The organism is Rhizobium sp. BK529, from assembly GCF_014194105.1.
Lineage (GTDB): Bacteria > Pseudomonadota > Alphaproteobacteria > Rhizobiales > Rhizobiaceae > Rhizobium.
In genome coordinates, this window is record NZ_JACIAU010000001.1 from 2,239,666 (window position 1) to 2,256,453 (window position 16,788).

Annotated in this window: 12 protein-coding genes; 8 read left to right on the forward strand and 4 right to left on the reverse strand. The window is 60.4% G+C overall.

All coding sequences use genetic code 11. From position 1 onward, the window contains the following. Nucleotides 1–27: 27 nt before the first annotated feature. Nucleotides 28–852, reverse strand: coding sequence for a class D beta-lactamase (gene blaOXA / locus FHX08_RS11385; protein WP_184327191.1), 825 nt, complete (start codon nt 850–852; stop codon nt 28–30). A gap of 103 nt (nt 853–955) precedes the next feature. Here blaOXA and FHX08_RS11390 point away from each other — a divergent pair, with 103 nt between their 5' ends. From FHX08_RS11390 to FHX08_RS11410, 5 genes are all read left to right on the forward strand, one after another. Then, the gene (locus FHX08_RS11390) at nt 956–1,846 is read left to right on the forward strand and encodes a LysR family transcriptional regulator (RefSeq protein ID WP_184327192.1); all 891 of its coding nucleotides are present in this window, start codon (nt 956–958) and stop codon (nt 1,844–1,846) included. Nucleotides 1,847–1,991: 145 nt separating this feature from the next. Continuing rightward, nucleotides 1,992–3,287: an Hsp70 family protein gene (locus tag FHX08_RS11395; protein ID WP_184327193.1), complete on the forward strand. Its 1,296-nt coding sequence runs from the start codon at nt 1,992–1,994 to the stop codon at nt 3,285–3,287. 121 nt (nt 3,288–3,408) lie between these two features. Further along, nucleotides 3,409–4,308, forward strand: a complete 900-nt coding sequence (locus FHX08_RS11400; RefSeq protein ID WP_184327194.1) for a uracil-DNA glycosylase family protein — start codon at nt 3,409–3,411, stop codon at nt 4,306–4,308. Nucleotides 4,309–4,442: 134 nt separating this feature from the next. Next, nucleotides 4,443–4,634 (forward strand): hypothetical protein, encoded by a 192-nt coding sequence (locus FHX08_RS11405; protein ID WP_184327195.1) that lies wholly within the window; start codon nt 4,443–4,445, stop codon nt 4,632–4,634. 65 nt (nt 4,635–4,699) lie between these two features. Next, entirely contained in the window at nt 4,700–4,846 is a 147-nt protein-coding gene (locus FHX08_RS11410) for a hypothetical protein (protein WP_165911812.1), read from the forward strand. Here the strand turns inward: FHX08_RS11410 and FHX08_RS11415 are convergent, their stop codons facing one another. Next, entirely contained in the window at nt 4,847–5,716 is an 870-nt protein-coding gene (locus FHX08_RS11415) for a hypothetical protein (protein ID WP_132650947.1), read from the reverse strand. A gap of 352 nt (nt 5,717–6,068) precedes the next feature. Further along, nucleotides 6,069–7,007, reverse strand: coding sequence for a DMT family transporter (locus FHX08_RS11420; protein ID WP_132650946.1), 939 nt, complete (start codon nt 7,005–7,007; stop codon nt 6,069–6,071). A gap of 350 nt (nt 7,008–7,357) precedes the next feature. Between FHX08_RS11420 and FHX08_RS31870 the strand changes: the two genes are divergently transcribed. The 3 genes from FHX08_RS31870 (at nt 7,358) to FHX08_RS11435 (ending at nt 13,817) form a co-directional block, all read left to right on the forward strand. Further along, nucleotides 7,358–8,464: a methyl-accepting chemotaxis protein gene (locus tag FHX08_RS31870; protein WP_132650945.1), complete on the forward strand. Its 1,107-nt coding sequence runs from the start codon at nt 7,358–7,360 to the stop codon at nt 8,462–8,464. 183 nt (nt 8,465–8,647) lie between these two features. Next, nucleotides 8,648–11,296: an aminopeptidase N gene (gene pepN, locus FHX08_RS11430; protein ID WP_132650944.1), complete on the forward strand. Its 2,649-nt coding sequence runs from the start codon at nt 8,648–8,650 to the stop codon at nt 11,294–11,296. Nucleotides 11,297–11,501: 205 nt separating this feature from the next. Continuing rightward, entirely contained in the window at nt 11,502–13,817 is a 2,316-nt protein-coding gene (locus tag FHX08_RS11435; protein WP_132650943.1) for a PAS domain-containing sensor histidine kinase, read from the forward strand. A gap of 5 nt (nt 13,818–13,822) precedes the next feature. Here the strand turns inward: FHX08_RS11435 and FHX08_RS11440 are convergent, their stop codons facing one another. Continuing rightward, entirely contained in the window at nt 13,823–16,783 is a 2,961-nt protein-coding gene (locus FHX08_RS11440) for a bifunctional [glutamine synthetase] adenylyltransferase/[glutamine synthetase]-adenylyl-L-tyrosine phosphorylase (protein ID WP_132650942.1), read from the reverse strand. Between the last annotated feature and the right edge of the window lie 5 nt (nt 16,784–16,788).

The window sequence follows — 16,788 nt, forward strand, 5'->3', positions numbered from 1 at the left end:
GGGGCGCCCTCCGGCGCCCTTTTCATGTCACTGACCTTCAACCAGCTTTGGAAAATCCGCGATCAGCGTATCCCGCGTCTCGAAGCTGATGGGATTGTCGGCGTAGCGGTGATTGGCGATATAGAGTCTCGCAAAAATGAGCCGTCTGTCGCCCTTCGTCGCCCAGCCGACGAACCAGCCGAGCGGCCGCTCGTAATTGGTCTTGCCGGCCGCATTACGCAGCCAGCCGGAGCCTGTCTTGCCCTGGATATTCCAGCCGTCGGCCGCCTGGAAATGCGGGACGATCGCCTCGGTCATCTGCTGTGCGCGCTCCGAAATCGGCAGGCGGCCGGTGCGGAACCGGCGCAGGAACCGCACCTGATCCTCGGCCGAAATCTTCAGCGACGACATCAGCCAGGCTTCGGTGAGCCCATCCGTACCGCCGGGCCCGCCCGAGACATCCTGATTGCCGTAACCGAAGCGCTTGACGTAATCCGCAAAGGCACGCTTGCCGATCTTTCGGGTCAGGGCCTGCGAGAACCAGACGATGGAATCACGCTCCCAGATGGTCGGGTCGGTATCCTTCTGTTCGCGTGGGGGTCGCTTCAGCTTCGGATCATATGTCCAGAGCGGATTGTGCTCGTCGACGAGAATGCCGGAATCATAGCCCATCATGGCCAAAGGCAATTTGAACGTCGATTGCGGATAGAAGCCTTGATCGCAATTGCCTTGACGGTAGATCGTGTCACCGGTCTTCTCGTCGATGATGAGCGTGCAGCGAATGGGATCGGCTGCATAGGCAGGCCCAACGGCCGCGGAAACTGCTGTAATGGTTAGGAAAAATCCAAGAAGAAGAAGTCTTTCGAAAGCCACTTTTTTCTCCATATGGTTCGACCTGAGCTTTCTAAGCTGGCGGGGAAGGCCCAATCAAACGACGATATTTCCGGTCAGGCATAAATCAGATTAGGCCATTGCCATGGTTCGACCATATCTGCCGCTGAATTCGCTGCGCGCCTTCGAGGCGGCGGCGCGGCATCTTTCCTTCACCAGGGCGGCCATCGAGCTCTGCGTCACGCAGGCGGCCGTCAGCCATCAGGTCAAGCTTCTGGAGCAGCGTCTCGGCGTCAGCCTGTTCCGCCGCCTGCCGCGCGGGCTGATGATCACCGAAGAAGGGCTGGCGCTTCTGCCGGCGCTGCAGGACTCCTTCGATCGCATGGCCGGCATGCTGGAACGCTTCGAGGGCGGCCATGTGCGCGAAGTCCTGAAACTCGGCGCCGTCGGCACGCTGGCCGTCGGCTGGCTCCTGCCGCGGCTTGCCGATTTTCGCGAACAATATCCGTTTATCGACCTCAGGCTTTCGACCAATAACAACCGCGTTGATATCGCCGCCGAAGGGCTTGATTATACAATCAAGTTCGGCAACGGCGCCTGGCACGACATAGAAGCCGAAGCCCTGTTCGAAGCACCACTTTCGGTGCTCTCCATCCCCTCGATCGCCCGCCAACTCTCCTCTCCCGAGGATGTCGCCCATCAGACCTTGCTGCGCTCCTACCGCACCGACGAATGGCCCGGCTGGTTCGAGAAGGCTGGCGTTACCTCTCCGCCGATCCGCGGCATGGTCTTCGATTCCTCGGTGCTGATGATCGAGGCAGCGCTGCAGGGCGCCGGCGTGGCGCTGGCACCGCCCTTGATGTTCTCCCGCCAGCTCGCGGCAGGTGAACTGGAACAGCCGTTTCCGATCTGGATTTCCAAGGGCAGCTACTGGCTAACGAGACTCAAATCCTGCTCCGTTACACCTGCCATGGAGATGTTTCGCAGGTGGATATCCAGGATGGCCGAAGAGACACGCGTGCAACTCGGAAACTGATCGGGACGGGTTGCTTTCCGCCTTGTGCTGTGCGATCACGCGCCTCTCACAACATGTCAGGGGCGCGCAAAACGGCGCCCTTTCGTATTTCGGGGCACCTGCTCCGGTTCAATGATTTTCGACAGATTTGATAGGGAGCACGGCCATGGCACAGGCGCTCGGGCTTGACTTCGGCACGACCAATACTGTTCTCGCGCTTGCTGATGGCGGCGCTGATACGCATTCCATATCGCTGACCAGCAGCGCCGGTACGGCCGACAGCATGCGCACCGCGCTCTCCTTCATGAAGGATCCGCAGCTCGGCGCGTCTGCGCTGAAGGTCGAGGCCGGGCATGCGGCAATCCAGCAGTTCATCGACAATCCCGGCGACTGCCGCTTCCTGCAGTCGATCAAAACCTTTGCGGCAAGCGCCCTCTTCCAGGGCACGATCATCTTCGGCAAGCGGCAGAGCTTCGAAGATTTGATGGAGATCTTCATCCGGCGCCTGCGCCATTATGCTGGCGAGAACTGGCCTGCGGATGTCACCCGCATCATTGCCGGTCGTCCGGTGCACTTTGCCGGCGCCAATCCGGACCCGGTGCTTGCCGTTCAGCGCTACAACGAGGCGCTGACGCGCTTCGGCTTTCCGGAAATTCACTATGTCTATGAGCCGGTTGCCGCCGCTTTCTACTTCGCGCAGAACCTGAAGTCCGATGCGACCGTTCTGGTCGCCGACTTCGGCGGCGGCACGACCGACTATTCGCTGATCCGTTTCGAGACCAAGGCCGGCAAGCTGACGGCGACGCCGATCGGCCATTCGGGCGTCGGTGTCGCCGGCGACCATTTCGATGCGCGCATGATCGACAACATCGTCGCGCCGCAGATCGGCAAAGGCAGCCATTTCAAGAGCTTCGACAAGATCCTTGAGGTTCCCTCGAACTATTACGCGAGCTTCAGCCGCTGGAACCAGCTGTCGATCTTCAAGACCACAAGGGAGTTCGAGGACCTGAAGAAGCTGGTGCGCACGGCGCTGGAACCGGAGAAGCTGGAAATCTTCGTCGATCTCATCGACCATGACGAGGGCTATCCGCTCTATCAGGCGGTCTCGGCAACGAAGATGGCGCTCTCTTCCGCCGAAGAGGCGCCCTTCGATTTTGCTCCGCTCGGGCGGGGCGGCCACCGCACGATCAAGCGCAGCGATTTCGAAAGCTGGATCGCCGACGATCTCGCCCGCATCGAAGGCGCGCTCGACGAGGTGCTGGAAAAGACCAATACGGATGCATCGGGCATCGACAAAGTGTTTTTGACCGGCGGCACGTCCTTCGTGCCGGCGGTGCGGCGCATCTTCACCGAGCGCTTCGACAGGGACAAGATCGAGACGGGCGGCGAACTGCTCTCCATCGCCCATGGTTTGGCGCTGATTGGCGAACGCGACGACATCGGTCAATGGACCGTGCAATAGTGGGGACCATGCAATAGTGGGGGACCGTACAATGGCGGGGGACTGTGCAATAAAGGCCGAAAGGATGCAGACGGCTCTGCCCGCCCTTTCATTGCCGTTTTCGCTCCGCTAAAGTCCCACCATGATCTCCGCAAACGACCTGAGTCCGGCCGAACTTGCAGCGCTTCTGCATTTCCATGCGGAGGCGGGTGTGGACTGGTTGCTGGAGGAAGAGCCGGTCGATCGTTTCGCCGAGTTCGAGGCGATAAAGGCCGCACGTCGCGCGGCATCTCCTGCCACACAGCCAGAAAGACAACCGCAACCGGACAGGCAGGCAGCCGCCCGCCCTGCCCCTCCAGCGCCGCAACAGCGCGCAGCTGCGGCTCCTGCGCCTGCCTCGCGTGTACAGCCGGCAATACCGGATAGCGAGGCCGTGCAACAGGCGCGGTTCGCCGCCGAGAGCGCCCGCTCGCTTGCCGAACTCAAAACCGCGCTCGAAGCTTTCAACGGCTGCAACCTGAAGAACAGCGCCCGCTCGACCATCTTCGCAAGCGGCGATCCGGCGAGCGGCATCATGGTAATCGGGCCGGCCCCGGGTGCCGATGACGAGCGCGAGGGCATGGCCTTCGCCGGCCGGCAGGGCCAGTTGCTGGACAGGATGCTGGCCTCGATCGGGCTCGAGCGCTCAGCCATTCTCCTGACGCAGATCATTCCCTGGCGTCCGCCGGGCAATCGCATGCCGTCGGCGGCCGAGACGGAAATCTGCCGTCCCTTCATCGAGCGGCAGATCGCGCTGGCCGAACCGCGTGCCATTTTGCTGCTCGGCAACTACACGGCGCGCTTCTTCTTCGGCGATAATGACACTATTCACGGGCTTCGCGGCCGGTGGAAAGAGATCGCTGTCGCAGAACAGGTCATTCCTGCAATCGCAAGCCTGCATCCCCAGGACCTGTTAACTGCACCTGTAAACAAGCGGCTGGCCTGGAGCGATTTGCTGGCCTTCCAAGCTAGACTTAAATCGCTTTCCCTGCTTAGAAATTAGCCAAGTTTAAAAATATTATGAAAAAGACCATGCATTAAGCGCATAGCTGCATCCTGCTTGGATGCCTTGAAGAATCAATGCTGCACTGCAATATACAGAGCGTGTCTTGGGAGGAATGAACAGGAACCAAGGCCATGAGCAAGCGTTTTCGTCCTATACATTGCGGGTTTGAAACCCTGCGCCAAGCAAGCGATCAGGCTCGCACCATCCAGGGCTACAGCCGTTTCGGCTTTGCCACGAACGAACAGATGATCGCCCGCGGTACCGGTATCAGCGGTCGCACCGCGCGTCCGGCGGCTATCTTCGCGGACTTCCAGGAATATTGAATATTCCGAAATGATCATCCGGCAGGCGGTTCGCCTGCCTTTTCGATTTTCAGACGTATCGACCGATGTCTTCAATCCTGATTTCACTGCTGCGCAACATCGGCTCTTTCGAGCATATCCGCGCTGCCGTCTGTGCCGCGCAAGAATATCGGCGCGAGCTTTGCGACACGCCGCCCGAGGTCAAGATTCTGGCTTGCGCCATCGCCCTTTGATCAGCACCGTGCGCTTTCAAACTGCGCCTTTGCCCATTCGAAGGCTTCGTCCACATAAGCGAACTTGATCGCCTGCCAGCCGACATATTCCCTCAGGAAATCGCGCGAAAGCCACAGCTGCGACTTCTTCTCGTCGTACCAGCCAAGGCAGCCGCGCTGCGCGCCCCTGGCGAGCAGCCGTTGAAGATGCGTGCGCGACATCATGAAATCGCCGGCAAGAGAGCGGGTCTCCACCTTACCGACCAACAGACGTGTCGGATCGGTTCCTTCTAGATCGAGCCGGGACATGAAATGGTCGATGACCATGCCGCCCGCTTCCGTCCAGAGGAACATCGCCACCTGCTCCGGCGGTTCGCGCCAGTTGGTATCCTCAAGGCAGTTATAGGCGACACGCGGCTGGATCTGCCGGAAAAGCGTGGGATTTTCCTGCAGGAATGCCGCCCGGTTTCCACCGTCGAGCAGATCAAGCGCACCGAGATTGGAGAACAGCCAGCCGAACATCGCCTGATGGCTGACTTCGGCCGGCTCGAAATGCCGAGGGCGGCGGCGCTCATCGCCGGGCCTGTGGGCAATGAAGCGATAGGTGAAGAGTTCTTCGATGAAGGCGAGCACGGTATTGCGGCTGGCCACCTTATGAGCAGTGATCTTGCCGGTCAGCCGAACCGCGGTGAAACCCGATGTCGCGTCCTGCGGATCGCGTTCCAGATGCAGCGCATAGGCCGTCTGCGTTAGCAGCCAGCGTTGATGCGAGGCCAGCAGGCGCGCCAGCCGCGGCCCCGCATCGAACAGGCCGCGCATTTGCCCGGCCAGAAAACGAATGCTCATAACAAAGTCGGGGTTCTGCGCCAGCTGTTCTGCCGTGAACGCCATAATGCTTTTCCTCAACCCTCGCTCGCAAGCCAGCGTTCGGAGCAGCGATGCTGAAACTCCCCTGCATCTATGGCCTATCGATTATGCACGACTTTGAATAAATGAAAGTAATTCACTTTCATAACCACATTTTTGCAAGAAGCGAAATCCCAAGATTTCGTGATACCACACTCTTTTGAGAGGCCCGCGGGGGAATTCTGCAATCTACGCGCTATAAAAATCGATTTTTAGTGTGTATCCGAGATTTTTTGGGCCAATTTGACGATTTTATTTGCCGAAGCAGAGCCGGCGCTCCGTCACATTTCCGCAACCAAAGAATGGGCTAGACCGACGACAATAGCAACTTATCCACTCAAGATTGTGGCGTGCCGGCTTTTCGGGCTTCGCGCCGCTCAAGGCCAAGCTGATGCTCGCGGTAGATGATGAAGATGCCGGCGGCAATCACGATGATGGTGCCGAGCAGCATGGTGCTGCTCGGAACGTCGTCGAAGACAAAATAGGCGACGATGCCGCCAAGCAGGATCGAGCTGTATTCGAAGGGAGCGATGGTGGAGACATCCGCGTGCCGGTAGCTCTCGGTCAGGAGGATCTGCGCGACGCCACCGCAGAAACCGGCGGCGATCAGGAATAGAGCCGAAGACCAGTCGAGCAACAGCCAACCGAATGGCAGGGTCACCAGGGAGAAGACCGACGCCGTGATCGAGAAATAGAGCACGATCGTCGCCGTCTTCTCTTCCTCGACGAGGCGGCGCACCTGGATCATTGCCATGCCACCAAGAACGGCGGAGAGCAGCACGCAGAGCGCGCCGACCGCCTGTTCTGCTTCCATGCCGCCTTGCCGGAACAGTGTGAGCTTCGGCCAGGAGATGATGGCGACACCGACAATGCCGAAACAGACGGCACTCCAGCGATAAACGCGCACCGTCTCGCCCAGGAAGATGGCCGCGAAAATGACGGCGACGAGCGGCGTGGCGTAACCAAGCGCGATCGCCTCCGGCAGCGGCAGATGCAGCAGCCCGTAAAAACCGAGGCCCATGGAGATGATGCCGAGCGTGCCGCGCTTCAGATGGCCGATCGGATTGGCAGTATAGAAAGCAGACCTCAGCTGATAGCGATAGCCGAGATAGGCCATAATCGGAAAGAGCGCGAAGAAGGAGCGACAGAAAGTCACCTGCCCCGGCGGAATATCCGACCCTGCCAGCTTGATGAATGTCTGCATGGCCAGGAAGACCACGACCGATGAGACTTTCAGCGCAATGCCTCTCATCGGGTTTCTGAGAACCGATTCCATGATCCAGGCTCTTATGCGGGCATGCCGAGCGGGGAGACGCGTTCGACTCGAACGCAGCGGACGATTTTTTCATCGTAACCGAAGAACTGCGCCGGCGGGAAAAAATCTGCACCTATCAAGTAGCAAGTATTTACCCGCTCTTTATCTGCCGCTTTTCTGTGCAATTCCCGTTGCTGATGAAAAAACTTTACGTTTTAGGCTCATTCTCCCGAAAATGTTCTCATTTGCACCCACGACGTTAACCGGTTGCAAACCATGCAGCCGCATCTTTCCAGTCAATTAATCATACAAAAGATCCCGCATTCATTTTCGCAGCCAGTCGCGTCTGATCATTTTCAGGATCCTTTTAAATGAAGCCACTCAGCGTAGAGATCATTGCCCGGTCGCAGAACGCAACGCCCCGCTCGATGCGTGTCGTGACCGACGGCATCAGCACGGATCTGGAGCGGTTCAGCACCGACAACACCAGCATCGTCAAACAGATCAAGCTGCTTGCCATCAATGCGCTGATCGAGGCGGCCCGCGCCGGCGAAACCGGCAAGGGCTTTGCCGTCGTCGCCAACGAAGTGCAGCGCCTGGCCCAGATCGCGACTGAAATCACCAGCAAGTTCGAGAGCAACGTGCTCGGGCGTATCGGCCTCAGCCGTACGATGGCGGATTCGCTGGTCACGGAGATGGAAGGCGTGCGGCTGACCGATCTCGCACAGACACTGGTCCAGCTCATCGTGCGCAACCTCTTCGAACGTACTGCAGACGTGCGCTGGTGGGCAACGGATACCGCGCTCTGGCAGGCGCTGCAGGAGCCGGACAAGGATCGTGTCGCCTTCGCCGCCGAGCGGCTCGGCACTATCAACCGCTTCTATACCGTCTATCTTGATCTTGTGATGACCGATCTCTCCGGCCGGGTGATCGCATCGGCCAACCCCAACTTCCGTCGCAAGATATCGGGTTCATCGCTTGCCGGCGATCCATGGTTCCGGGCTGCGGCAGGCTGCGCGTCCGGCGACGACTATATTGTCGACGACGTAAAGCCGAGCCTTCTGCACGACCAGCGGCATGCGCTGGTCTACGCCACCGGCATTCGCGAAGGGGGCAAGGTCGATGGCAAGCTCTTGGGTACGTTGGGTGTGTATTTCGACTGGCAGAACCAGGGCCAGGCGATCGTCGAGAAGGAAGCGAACCTGCCGCCGCAGCTTGCCGAAAAAACCACCGTCATGCTGCTCGACGGCGCAAGCCGGGTGATCGCCAGCACCAATCCAGCCATGCTCTTCACCCATTTCGCGCTCGCCAACCAGACGGGCCAGCCGAAGGGCAGCTACTACGACAATAGCGGCTCGATCGTCGCCTTCGCCCGCACGCTCGGTTACGAGGATTATGACGGGCTCGGCTGGTATGGCGTTGTCGTTCAGCAGACGGAAAGCGACGCCGAGATCAAGACCGCCCTCAATCTCAAATAGCAGACTTCTCGTTTCAGCTGCAGACACGACAAATTGAACATAATAATTTGGGTGAGAACTTCGTGCTCACGACCAATTTGCTTTAACTTTAGTTCAGACTTTAATGTAACTATGGCGCCGAATTTAAGCAGGGTGCGCCCGCCTCTGTATTCGGCCATTGTCTAATAAAGGTCTTCACGGAACATGCGAACAGATACCGGCCAGGTCATCAATCTGGCAGATTACCGCCCAACCGATTTCGTGCTGGAACGCGTCGACCTGACCTTTGAACTCGATCCGACAGAAACAAAAGTGGAAGCACGGCTGATCTTCCACCGCCGCGAAGGCGCCGACGCTTCGGCCCCCCTCATCCTCGACGGCGACGAACTCACGCTTACCAGCCTGCTCGTCGACCAGAATGAAATGGCGCCGGAACGCTACACGGCAACGCCCGAGAGCCTCACGATCCGCGACCTGCCGGAAACGGTACCTTTCGAAATCACCGTCACGACACTGATTAATCCCGAAGCCAACACCCAGCTGATGGGCCTTTACCGCACCAACGGCATCTATTGCACGCAGTGCGAGGCCGAAGGCTTCCGCCGCATCACCTATTTCCCCGACCGGCCGGATGTGCTGGCGCCCTATACGGTCAACATCATCGCCGACAAGGATGCCAACCCGCTGCTGCTGTCGAATGGCAATTTCCTCGGTGGCGCCGGATACGGCCCCGGCAAGCATTTCGCCGCCTGGTTCGACCCGCATCCGAAGCCGAGCTATCTCTTTGCCTTGGTCGCCGGCGATCTCGGCGTCGTCGAAGATACGTTCACCACGATGTCCGGCCGCGAGGTCGTGCTGAAGATCTATGTCGAGCATGGCAAGGAGCCGCGTGCGGCCTATGCGATGGACGCGCTGAAACGCTCGATGAAGTGGGACGAGGACGTCTTTGGCCGCGAATACGATCTCGATATCTTCATGATCGTCGCCGTCTCCGACTTCAACATGGGGGCGATGGAGAACAAGGGCCTCAACATCTTCAACGACAAATACGTGCTCGCTGATCCCGAGACGGCGACCGATGCCGACTACGCCAATATCGAGGCGATCATCGCGCATGAGTATTTCCATAACTGGACCGGCAACCGCATCACTTGCCGCGACTGGTTCCAGCTCTGCCTCAAGGAAGGCTTGACCGTTTATCGCGACCACGAATTCTCCTCCGACCAGCGCTCGCGCCCGGTCAAGCGCATTGCCGAAGTGCGCCATCTGAAATCCGAGCAGTTCCCGGAAGATGGCGGCCCCCTCGCCCATCCGGTGCGCCCGACCAAATATCGCGAGATCAACAACTTCTATACGACGACGGTCTATGAGAAGGGCAGCGAAGTGACGCGCATGATCGCGACCCTGCTTGGCCGCGAGACCTTCAAGAGGGGCATGGATCTCTATTTCGATCGCCATGACGGCCAGGCCGTCACGATCGAGGAATTCGTCAAGTGCTTCGAGGATGCAAGCGGTCGCGATCTCTCGCAGTTCTCGCTCTGGTATCATCAGGCAGGCACGCCGCTGGTGACCGCATCCGGCACCTATGATGCAGGTGCCAAGAGCTTCAGCCTGTCGCTCGAACAGATGATCCCGGCCACGCCCGGTCAGCCGACCAAGGAGCCGATGCACATTCCGCTGAGCCTGGCGCTCTTTGCCGAGGACGGCTCCAAGATCGAGCCCGCCTCCGTCGATGGCGCGGAATATGCCGGCGAGGTTCTGCATCTGACCGCTCGCACGCAAACTGCCGTCTTCCACGGCGTTGCCTCGCGTCCGGTCGTTTCGATCAACCGTTCCTTCTCCGCGCCTATCAACCTGCATTTCGACCAGAGCCCGGCCGATCTAGCGCTGCTCGCCCGTTACGAGACAGATCATTTCGCCCGCTGGCAGGCGCTGACCGATCTGGCGCTGCCGAACCTCCTGAAGGCCGCCCGCGATGCCCGGGAGGGCGCGGCAATCGTCTGCGAGCAGACCTTCGTCGATACGCTGATTGCGGCTGCCGCCGATGAAAGTCTCGAGCCCGCCTTCCGCGCCCAGGCGCTGGCGCTGCCGAGCGAGTCCGACATTGCCCGCGAACTCGGCAGCAATATCGACCCCGACGCCGTGCATGCCGGACGTCAGGCCGTCATGAAGCAGATCGCCGATGCCGGCAAAGCCACTTTCGCCGCCCTTTACGACGCGATGATCACATCAGGCGAATTCAGCCCGGATGCCAAGAGCGCCGGCCGCCGCGCACTGCGCAACGCTGCGCTGACCTACCTCTCCTATGCCGAGGACAATCCCGATCGCGCCAAGGCAGCCTTCGACGGCGCCAACAACATGACCGATCTCAGCCACGCACTGACGATCCTCGCCCATCGTTTCCCCGACAGCGCGGAGGCCAAGACGGCGCTCGAAACCTTCCGCAGCCGTTTTCAGGAAAATGCGCTCGTCGTCGACAAGTGGTTTGCGATCCAGGCCGGCATTCCCGGACCGAGCGCGCTCGGCCGCGTCAAGGCACTGATGGAAAACGGGCTTTTCAAGCGCACCAATCCGAACCGCGTACGCTCGCTGGTCGGCACCTTCGCCTTCGGCAATCCAACCGGTTTCGGCCGCGCCGATGGGGAAGGCTACCGGTTCCTGGCGAATCAGATTCTCGATATCGACCAGCGCAATCCGCAGCTCGCCGCACGCCTGCTGACCTCGATGCGCTCCTGGCGTTCGCTGGAACCGGCACGCGCCGATCATGCACGCGCGGCGCTAACCGAGATCGAAAAATCAGCCAGCCTTTCGACCGATGTTCGCGATATCGTCGAGCGCACCCTCAAGGGGTGATTTGCCGCAACTGATTTGCCGCCTGGCTGTCTTCCATCGCGAAGACAGCCATGTGTGCTATCAGCGAATCTCTCTGAAAAAACCAGCGTTTATAAATGGTTGACAAATTTTTACCGCCAGCTCTGGACAAGGCGAATCACGCGTGATTCCATACGTGTAATTCGAGCGAGCGGCGCGCGAATCACACGAGGGACAAGGTTCAGAGATGATGGACGTGCGGCGGGCAACCGCGGCCGAAGGACGGCTGCGTGTCGATTTTGCCGGGCTCAAAGCCTGGCGCGACAGTCTGTCCGAGCAGGCCGCAACCGCTCCTGAACCCTTGCTGCGCCATCTGCCGAAGGCCGAGCTTCTGCTGAAGCGTACCATTCCGGTTCTGATCGTCGCCTTCCTTGCAGTCGTGGCCGCCTCGCATTTCTTCGGCATGATCAGCGAATACAGCCGCATGGAGGCTTCCGCCCGCCACGCGACGGCGCTTTCCGCCGTGACGGCGGCCGCCGTCTTCGCCGATGCGACCGATCTCTTCGATAGCGGCAATGCCATGGAAGCGCAGACGCGGCTTGCGAAATTCCTGCCGCAAGACCGCCTGGAAAACGGCGGCTTCGTGCTTTTGGTGCAGGCGAGCGGCAAGGTCTTTGCGGCAACGGCGGCAGGGGCCACCTATGTCGGCGCCGATGTCTCGAGCCTCTTTCCCGAAATCTCCGCCATTCGCCGCTTCGGCGATCACACCGATGTCATCGAGACGAGCATCGGCGGCGAGCTGCATTATGCCGAAATTGCCCTAATGGGATCGGCCGGCGGCTACATCATCTCGGCCACTTCGCTCAACGAGATCAACCGCCTCTGGCGCGAGGAGCTGACGCTCAACGTCACGCTGTTTGCCGGCATTTCTTCCATCCTGCTGGTCATCCTCTACGCCTATTACATGCAGGTGAAGCGGGCGCGCGATGCCGACGATATCTTCCTCGAATCGAACCTCAGGGTTGAGACCGCGCTGTCGCGCGGCCGCTGCGGCCTCTGGGATTTCGATTTCCAAAATCGCGAATTCTTCTGGTCGCGCTCGATGTACGAGATGCTCGGACTTGCCGGTTCCGACAAGACGATGCGATTTGCCGATGCGGCCCGCCTGATGCACCCCGAAGATAACGGGCTGCATGAGATCGCCCGCGCCGTCGCCAATGGCAACTCCGGCCAGGTCGACCAGATCTTCCGTATGCGCCATGCGGCCGGCCATTACGTGTGGATGCGCGCCCGCGCCCAGGTCATCCGCAGCCATTCCGGCCGCGTGCACATGATCGGCATCGCCATGGACGTGACCGAGCAACATCGCCTCGCCCAGCGCTACGCCGAGGCCGACCAGCGACTGGCCGACGCCATCGAGTGCACCTCGGAAGCCTTCGTGCTGTGGGACAAGAACGATCGGCTCGTCATGTGCAACGCGCATTTCCAGCAGGCCTACGGGCTTCCGGACAGCGTGCTGGTGCCTGGCACCGAGCGTTCGGTGGTCAATGCCGCTGCGGCGCGCCCGGTCATCGAGCGGCGTATCGCCGATGCCGATGGTTCAGGCTATTCGCGCACGACGGAAGTACAACTCGCCGACGAACGCTGGCTGCAGATCAACGAACGGCGCACCCGCGACGGCGGCCGCGTGTCCGTCGGCACCGATATCACGCTCCTGAAGCGACACCAGGATCGCCTGCGCGACTCCGAGCGCCGCCTGATGGCGACAATCAACGACCTCTCCGCCTCGCGTCAGACACTGGAAACGCAGAAGGCCGAGCTTTCCACCGCCAACTCCAACTATCTCGTGGAGAAGGAGCGCGCGGAAGCGGCCAACAAGGCGAAATCGGAATTCCTCGCCAACATGTCCCATGAGCTGCGCACGCCGCTCAACGCCATTCTCGGCTTCTCGGAAATCCTGCAGAACCAGATGTTCGGCCCCCTCGGCTCGGCCAAGTACTATGAATATGCCCGCGATATCCACGACAGCGGCAAGCATCTGCTGAATGTCATCAACGACATCTTAGACATGTCGAAGATCGAGGCCGGCCATATGCTGCTGTCGCGCGAGCCTACCGACCTCGCACCACTGATCGAGGAAAGCCTGCGCTTTACCGCCATTCCGGCAGCCGAGAAGAACATCGTCATCGAACAGCGCATCTGCTCGGGCATGACACTGATGGCCGATCGCCGCGCCATGAAGCAGGTGCTGCTGAACCTGCTCTCCAACGCCGTGAAGTTCACGAACGAGGGCGGGCGCATTGCCGTTCGCACCCGCCGTGTCGCCGATGGCGTCGTCGTGACCATCGCCGATACCGGCATCGGCATTCCGCAGACGGCGCTCACCAAGATCGGCCAGCCCTTCGAGCAGGTACAAAGCCAGTATGCTAAGAGCAAGGGCGGTTCCGGCCTCGGACTCGCCATTTCTCGGTCGCTGACCCATCTTCACGGCGGCAGCATGAAGATCCGCTCTCGCGAATCCATCGGCACGGTAATCTTGCTGCGTATCCCCGATCACGCCTAAGATGGTTAGACGACCTTCACCACCGTCTGAAAAATCTTGCGGACGGCCTTGGAAAGCCGCTTCACCTCACCTTCGAGTGTCTTGATATCCGGGCAATCTCCAGCACGGCAGACGAGTTCAATGAGGCCGGCCGGCGCGTCCTTTGGATCGAACGGGCCGTCAATACATAGGCGGATAAGCTGTGAAAGCTCGGTGTAAAGCGCGAAGGCTTCCAGGCAGGTGTCCAAATCGGCGGAGGCCATCAGGCCAGAACCCAGCGCTTTCAGCGCCGCCCCTGTGGTGAGGCCGTTCACCCTTGTATCAACACCCTTTGCCGGGGCGATCAGCGCCAGATATTGGGCGATGAATTCGATATCAACCACACCGCCCGGAATGAGCTTCAGATCCCAGCCATTTTCCGGCGCCTTCTCCTTTTCGATCAGCTCACGCATCTCGGCAACGTCATGGGCGACTTTGGCGACATCGCGCTTTTTCGACAGGACGTCGGCAATGATGTCTTCGGCCTCGCCGATCAGACTCGGATCGCCGCAAATCAGCCGGGCGCGGGAGAGCGCCATGTGTTCCCAGGTCCAGGCCTCTTCGCGCTGGTACTTACCGAAGGCATTGATGCGGGTGGCGACCGGTCCCTTGTTGCCGGAGGGGCGAAGGCGCATGTCGACTTCATAGAGCACGCCTTCCGCTGTCGGAGCGGAGAAAGCGGCGATCAGGCGCTGGGTGATGCGGGTGAAGTAGCGTGTCGCGTCGAGCGGCTTTGCGCCATCGGATTCGGCTGACGCGTCGTCGTAATCGTAGAGCAGGATGAGGTCGATGTCGGAGCCCGCCGTCAACTCAAAACTGCCGAGCTTGCCCATGCCGGCAATGGCGATGCGCCCGCCCGGGTAATCGCCATGGACCGTTCGTATCTCGTTCATGACCGCATTGAGCGCGGCTTCGATGATAAGGTCGGCCAGATGGGTGAAGGCGCGCGAGGCCATGTCGCCGTTGATCGAGCCTGTCAGCAGGCGGATGCCGATCAGGAAGCGCTGTTCGGATGCAAAGATGCGCAGCCGATCCAGCACCTCTTCATAATGCCGCGCCTGCACGAGCGAGGCCTTCAGCCGCTCGCCGAGATAATCGCGCGTCGGAAGCTCGGCCATCAAGCCGGGATCGAGCATGCCGTCAAAGACATGCGGCCGCGCCGCAATGACCTCCGCCAGCTTCGGTGCCGAGGACATGATGTTGACGATGAGGGACAGCAGGGCCGGATTGCTGCCAAGCAGCGAGAAGAGCTGAATGCCGGATGGCAGGCCGGAAATGAAGCTGTCGAAGCGCAGCAGCGCCTCGTCCGCCCGCTTGCTTTCGCCGAAGACGCGCAGGAGCTCGGGCGCCAGCTCCGTCAGACGTTCGCGCGCCTCGACCGATTGCGTGGCGCGATAGCGGCCGTAATGCCAGGTGCGGATAACGCGGGAAATATCCGAAGGGCGTTCGAAGCCGAGCTTCTTCAGCGTCTCCAGTGTATCGGGATCGTCACCCTGGCCGGTGAAGACGAGATTGCCCGTCCCAACGGAGAGTTTGGTTTCCTGTTCGAAGAGATCGGCGTAGCGACGTTCGACGGTCTTCAAGACCTCCACCAGCCGCTCGGAAAAGCTCGGCGTATCGGTAAAACCCATCATGAAGGCGATACGCTTCAGCTCCGCGTCGGTTTCCGGCAGGAGATGGGTCTGCTCGTCGCGCACCATCTGGATGCGGTGTTCGACGTCCCTCAGGAACCAATAGGCCTCCGTCAGCTCGTCGCGCGTCTGCGCGTCGATCCACTTCGCCGCCGTGAGTTCGGCGAGCGTCTCCTCCGTCACACGGGAACGCAGGGCCGGCATGCGGCCGCCGGCGATCAGCTGCTGGGTCTGCACGAAGAATTCGATCTCGCGGATGCCGCCGCGCCCGAGCTTGACGTTGTGGCCCTTCACGGCGATCGCGCCATGGCCCTTGTGGGCGTGGATCTGCCGCTTGATGGAATGGATATCGGCAATCGCCGCATAATCGAGATATTTGCGGAAGACGAAGGGGACGAGGCCGCGCAGGAATTGCTCGCCGGCTGCGATATCGCCGGCAACTGCGCGGGCCTTGATGAAGGCCGCCCGCTCCCAGTTCTGCCCCCTGCCCTCATAATAGATCATGGCGGCATCGACAGGGATGGCGAGCGGTGTCGAGCCTGGGTCGGGCCGCAGCCGAAGATCGGTGCGAAAGACATAACCATCCGCCGTGCGTTCCTGCAGGATGCGCACCAGCCGCCGCATCATGCGCGGGAAGATCTCGATCGCATCATCGGGATCGGGCACGATGCCGGCCTCTTCGTCGAAGAAGACAACGAGGTCGATATCGGAGGAGTAGTTGAGCTCGAAGGCGCCGAGCTTGCCCATGCCGAGAACGATCAAGCCGGAGCCTTCGCTTGGGTCTGCTACATTGCTCAGTTTCAGCTTACCGCTTTCATGCGTGGCGAGCAGCAAGTGATCGATAGCGGCCGCTACCGAAGCCTCGGCTAGTTCGCTGAGCCAGCCGGTCGTCGCCCGACCGTCGAAGATGCGGGCGAGATCTGCAAGGGCGACGAGGAAGGCCACCCTGCGCTTGACGATGCGCAATCTCGTCATCACCTGGCCTTCGTTCGGCGCGCTTCCTTCACTGTCAGGCTTCCAGCAGTCGCGCGCTTCTGAAATCAGCGCCTCGATCTGCGGCTCCAGTGGATCGGTGATGGCTGAGACGAGGATAGCCGGATCGAGATTGGCGATCTCGCGCAAATAGGGAGAAAGCGTCAAAGCGGCGGTGACGAAATCGCGGAGCGGCCCCTCGGTCTTCAGCATGTTGGCGACGACAGGCTCACTCTTGCCGATATCCTGCAGGTCAACCAGCGCCGCTTTCAGTTCCGTCTGGTTCAACGGCCGCAGAAGTCCTTCGGTGACATCCTTCAGCCCGTGCTTCGATTTCGTCAGCATTCGCT

Excerpts from the sequence above, each read along its gene's own strand:
- FHX08_RS11390 (WP_184327192.1), top strand. The coding sequence starts at position 956 with ATGGTTCGACCATATCTGCCGCTGAATTCGCTGCGCGCCTTCGAGGCG.
- FHX08_RS11395 (WP_184327193.1), top strand. The coding sequence starts at position 1,992 with ATGGCACAGGCGCTCGGGCTTGACTTCGGCACGACCAATACTGTTCTC.
- FHX08_RS11400 (WP_184327194.1), top strand. The coding sequence starts at position 3,409 with ATGATCTCCGCAAACGACCTGAGTCCGGCCGAACTTGCAGCGCTTCTG.
- FHX08_RS11405 (WP_184327195.1), top strand. The coding sequence starts at position 4,443 with ATGAGCAAGCGTTTTCGTCCTATACATTGCGGGTTTGAAACCCTGCGC.
- FHX08_RS11410 (WP_165911812.1), top strand. The coding sequence starts at position 4,700 with ATGTCTTCAATCCTGATTTCACTGCTGCGCAACATCGGCTCTTTCGAG.
- FHX08_RS11415 (WP_132650947.1), bottom strand. The coding sequence starts at position 5,716 with ATGGCGTTCACGGCAGAACAGCTGGCGCAGAACCCCGACTTTGTTATG.
- FHX08_RS11420 (WP_132650946.1), bottom strand. The coding sequence starts at position 7,007 with ATGGAATCGGTTCTCAGAAACCCGATGAGAGGCATTGCGCTGAAAGTC.
- FHX08_RS31870 (WP_132650945.1), top strand. The coding sequence starts at position 7,358 with ATGAAGCCACTCAGCGTAGAGATCATTGCCCGGTCGCAGAACGCAACG.
- pepN (WP_132650944.1), top strand. The coding sequence starts at position 8,648 with ATGCGAACAGATACCGGCCAGGTCATCAATCTGGCAGATTACCGCCCA.
- FHX08_RS11435 (WP_132650943.1), top strand. The coding sequence starts at position 11,502 with ATGATGGACGTGCGGCGGGCAACCGCGGCCGAAGGACGGCTGCGTGTC.
- FHX08_RS11440 (WP_132650942.1), bottom strand. The coding sequence starts at position 16,783 with ATGCTGACGAAATCGAAGCACGGGCTGAAGGATGTCACCGAAGGACTT.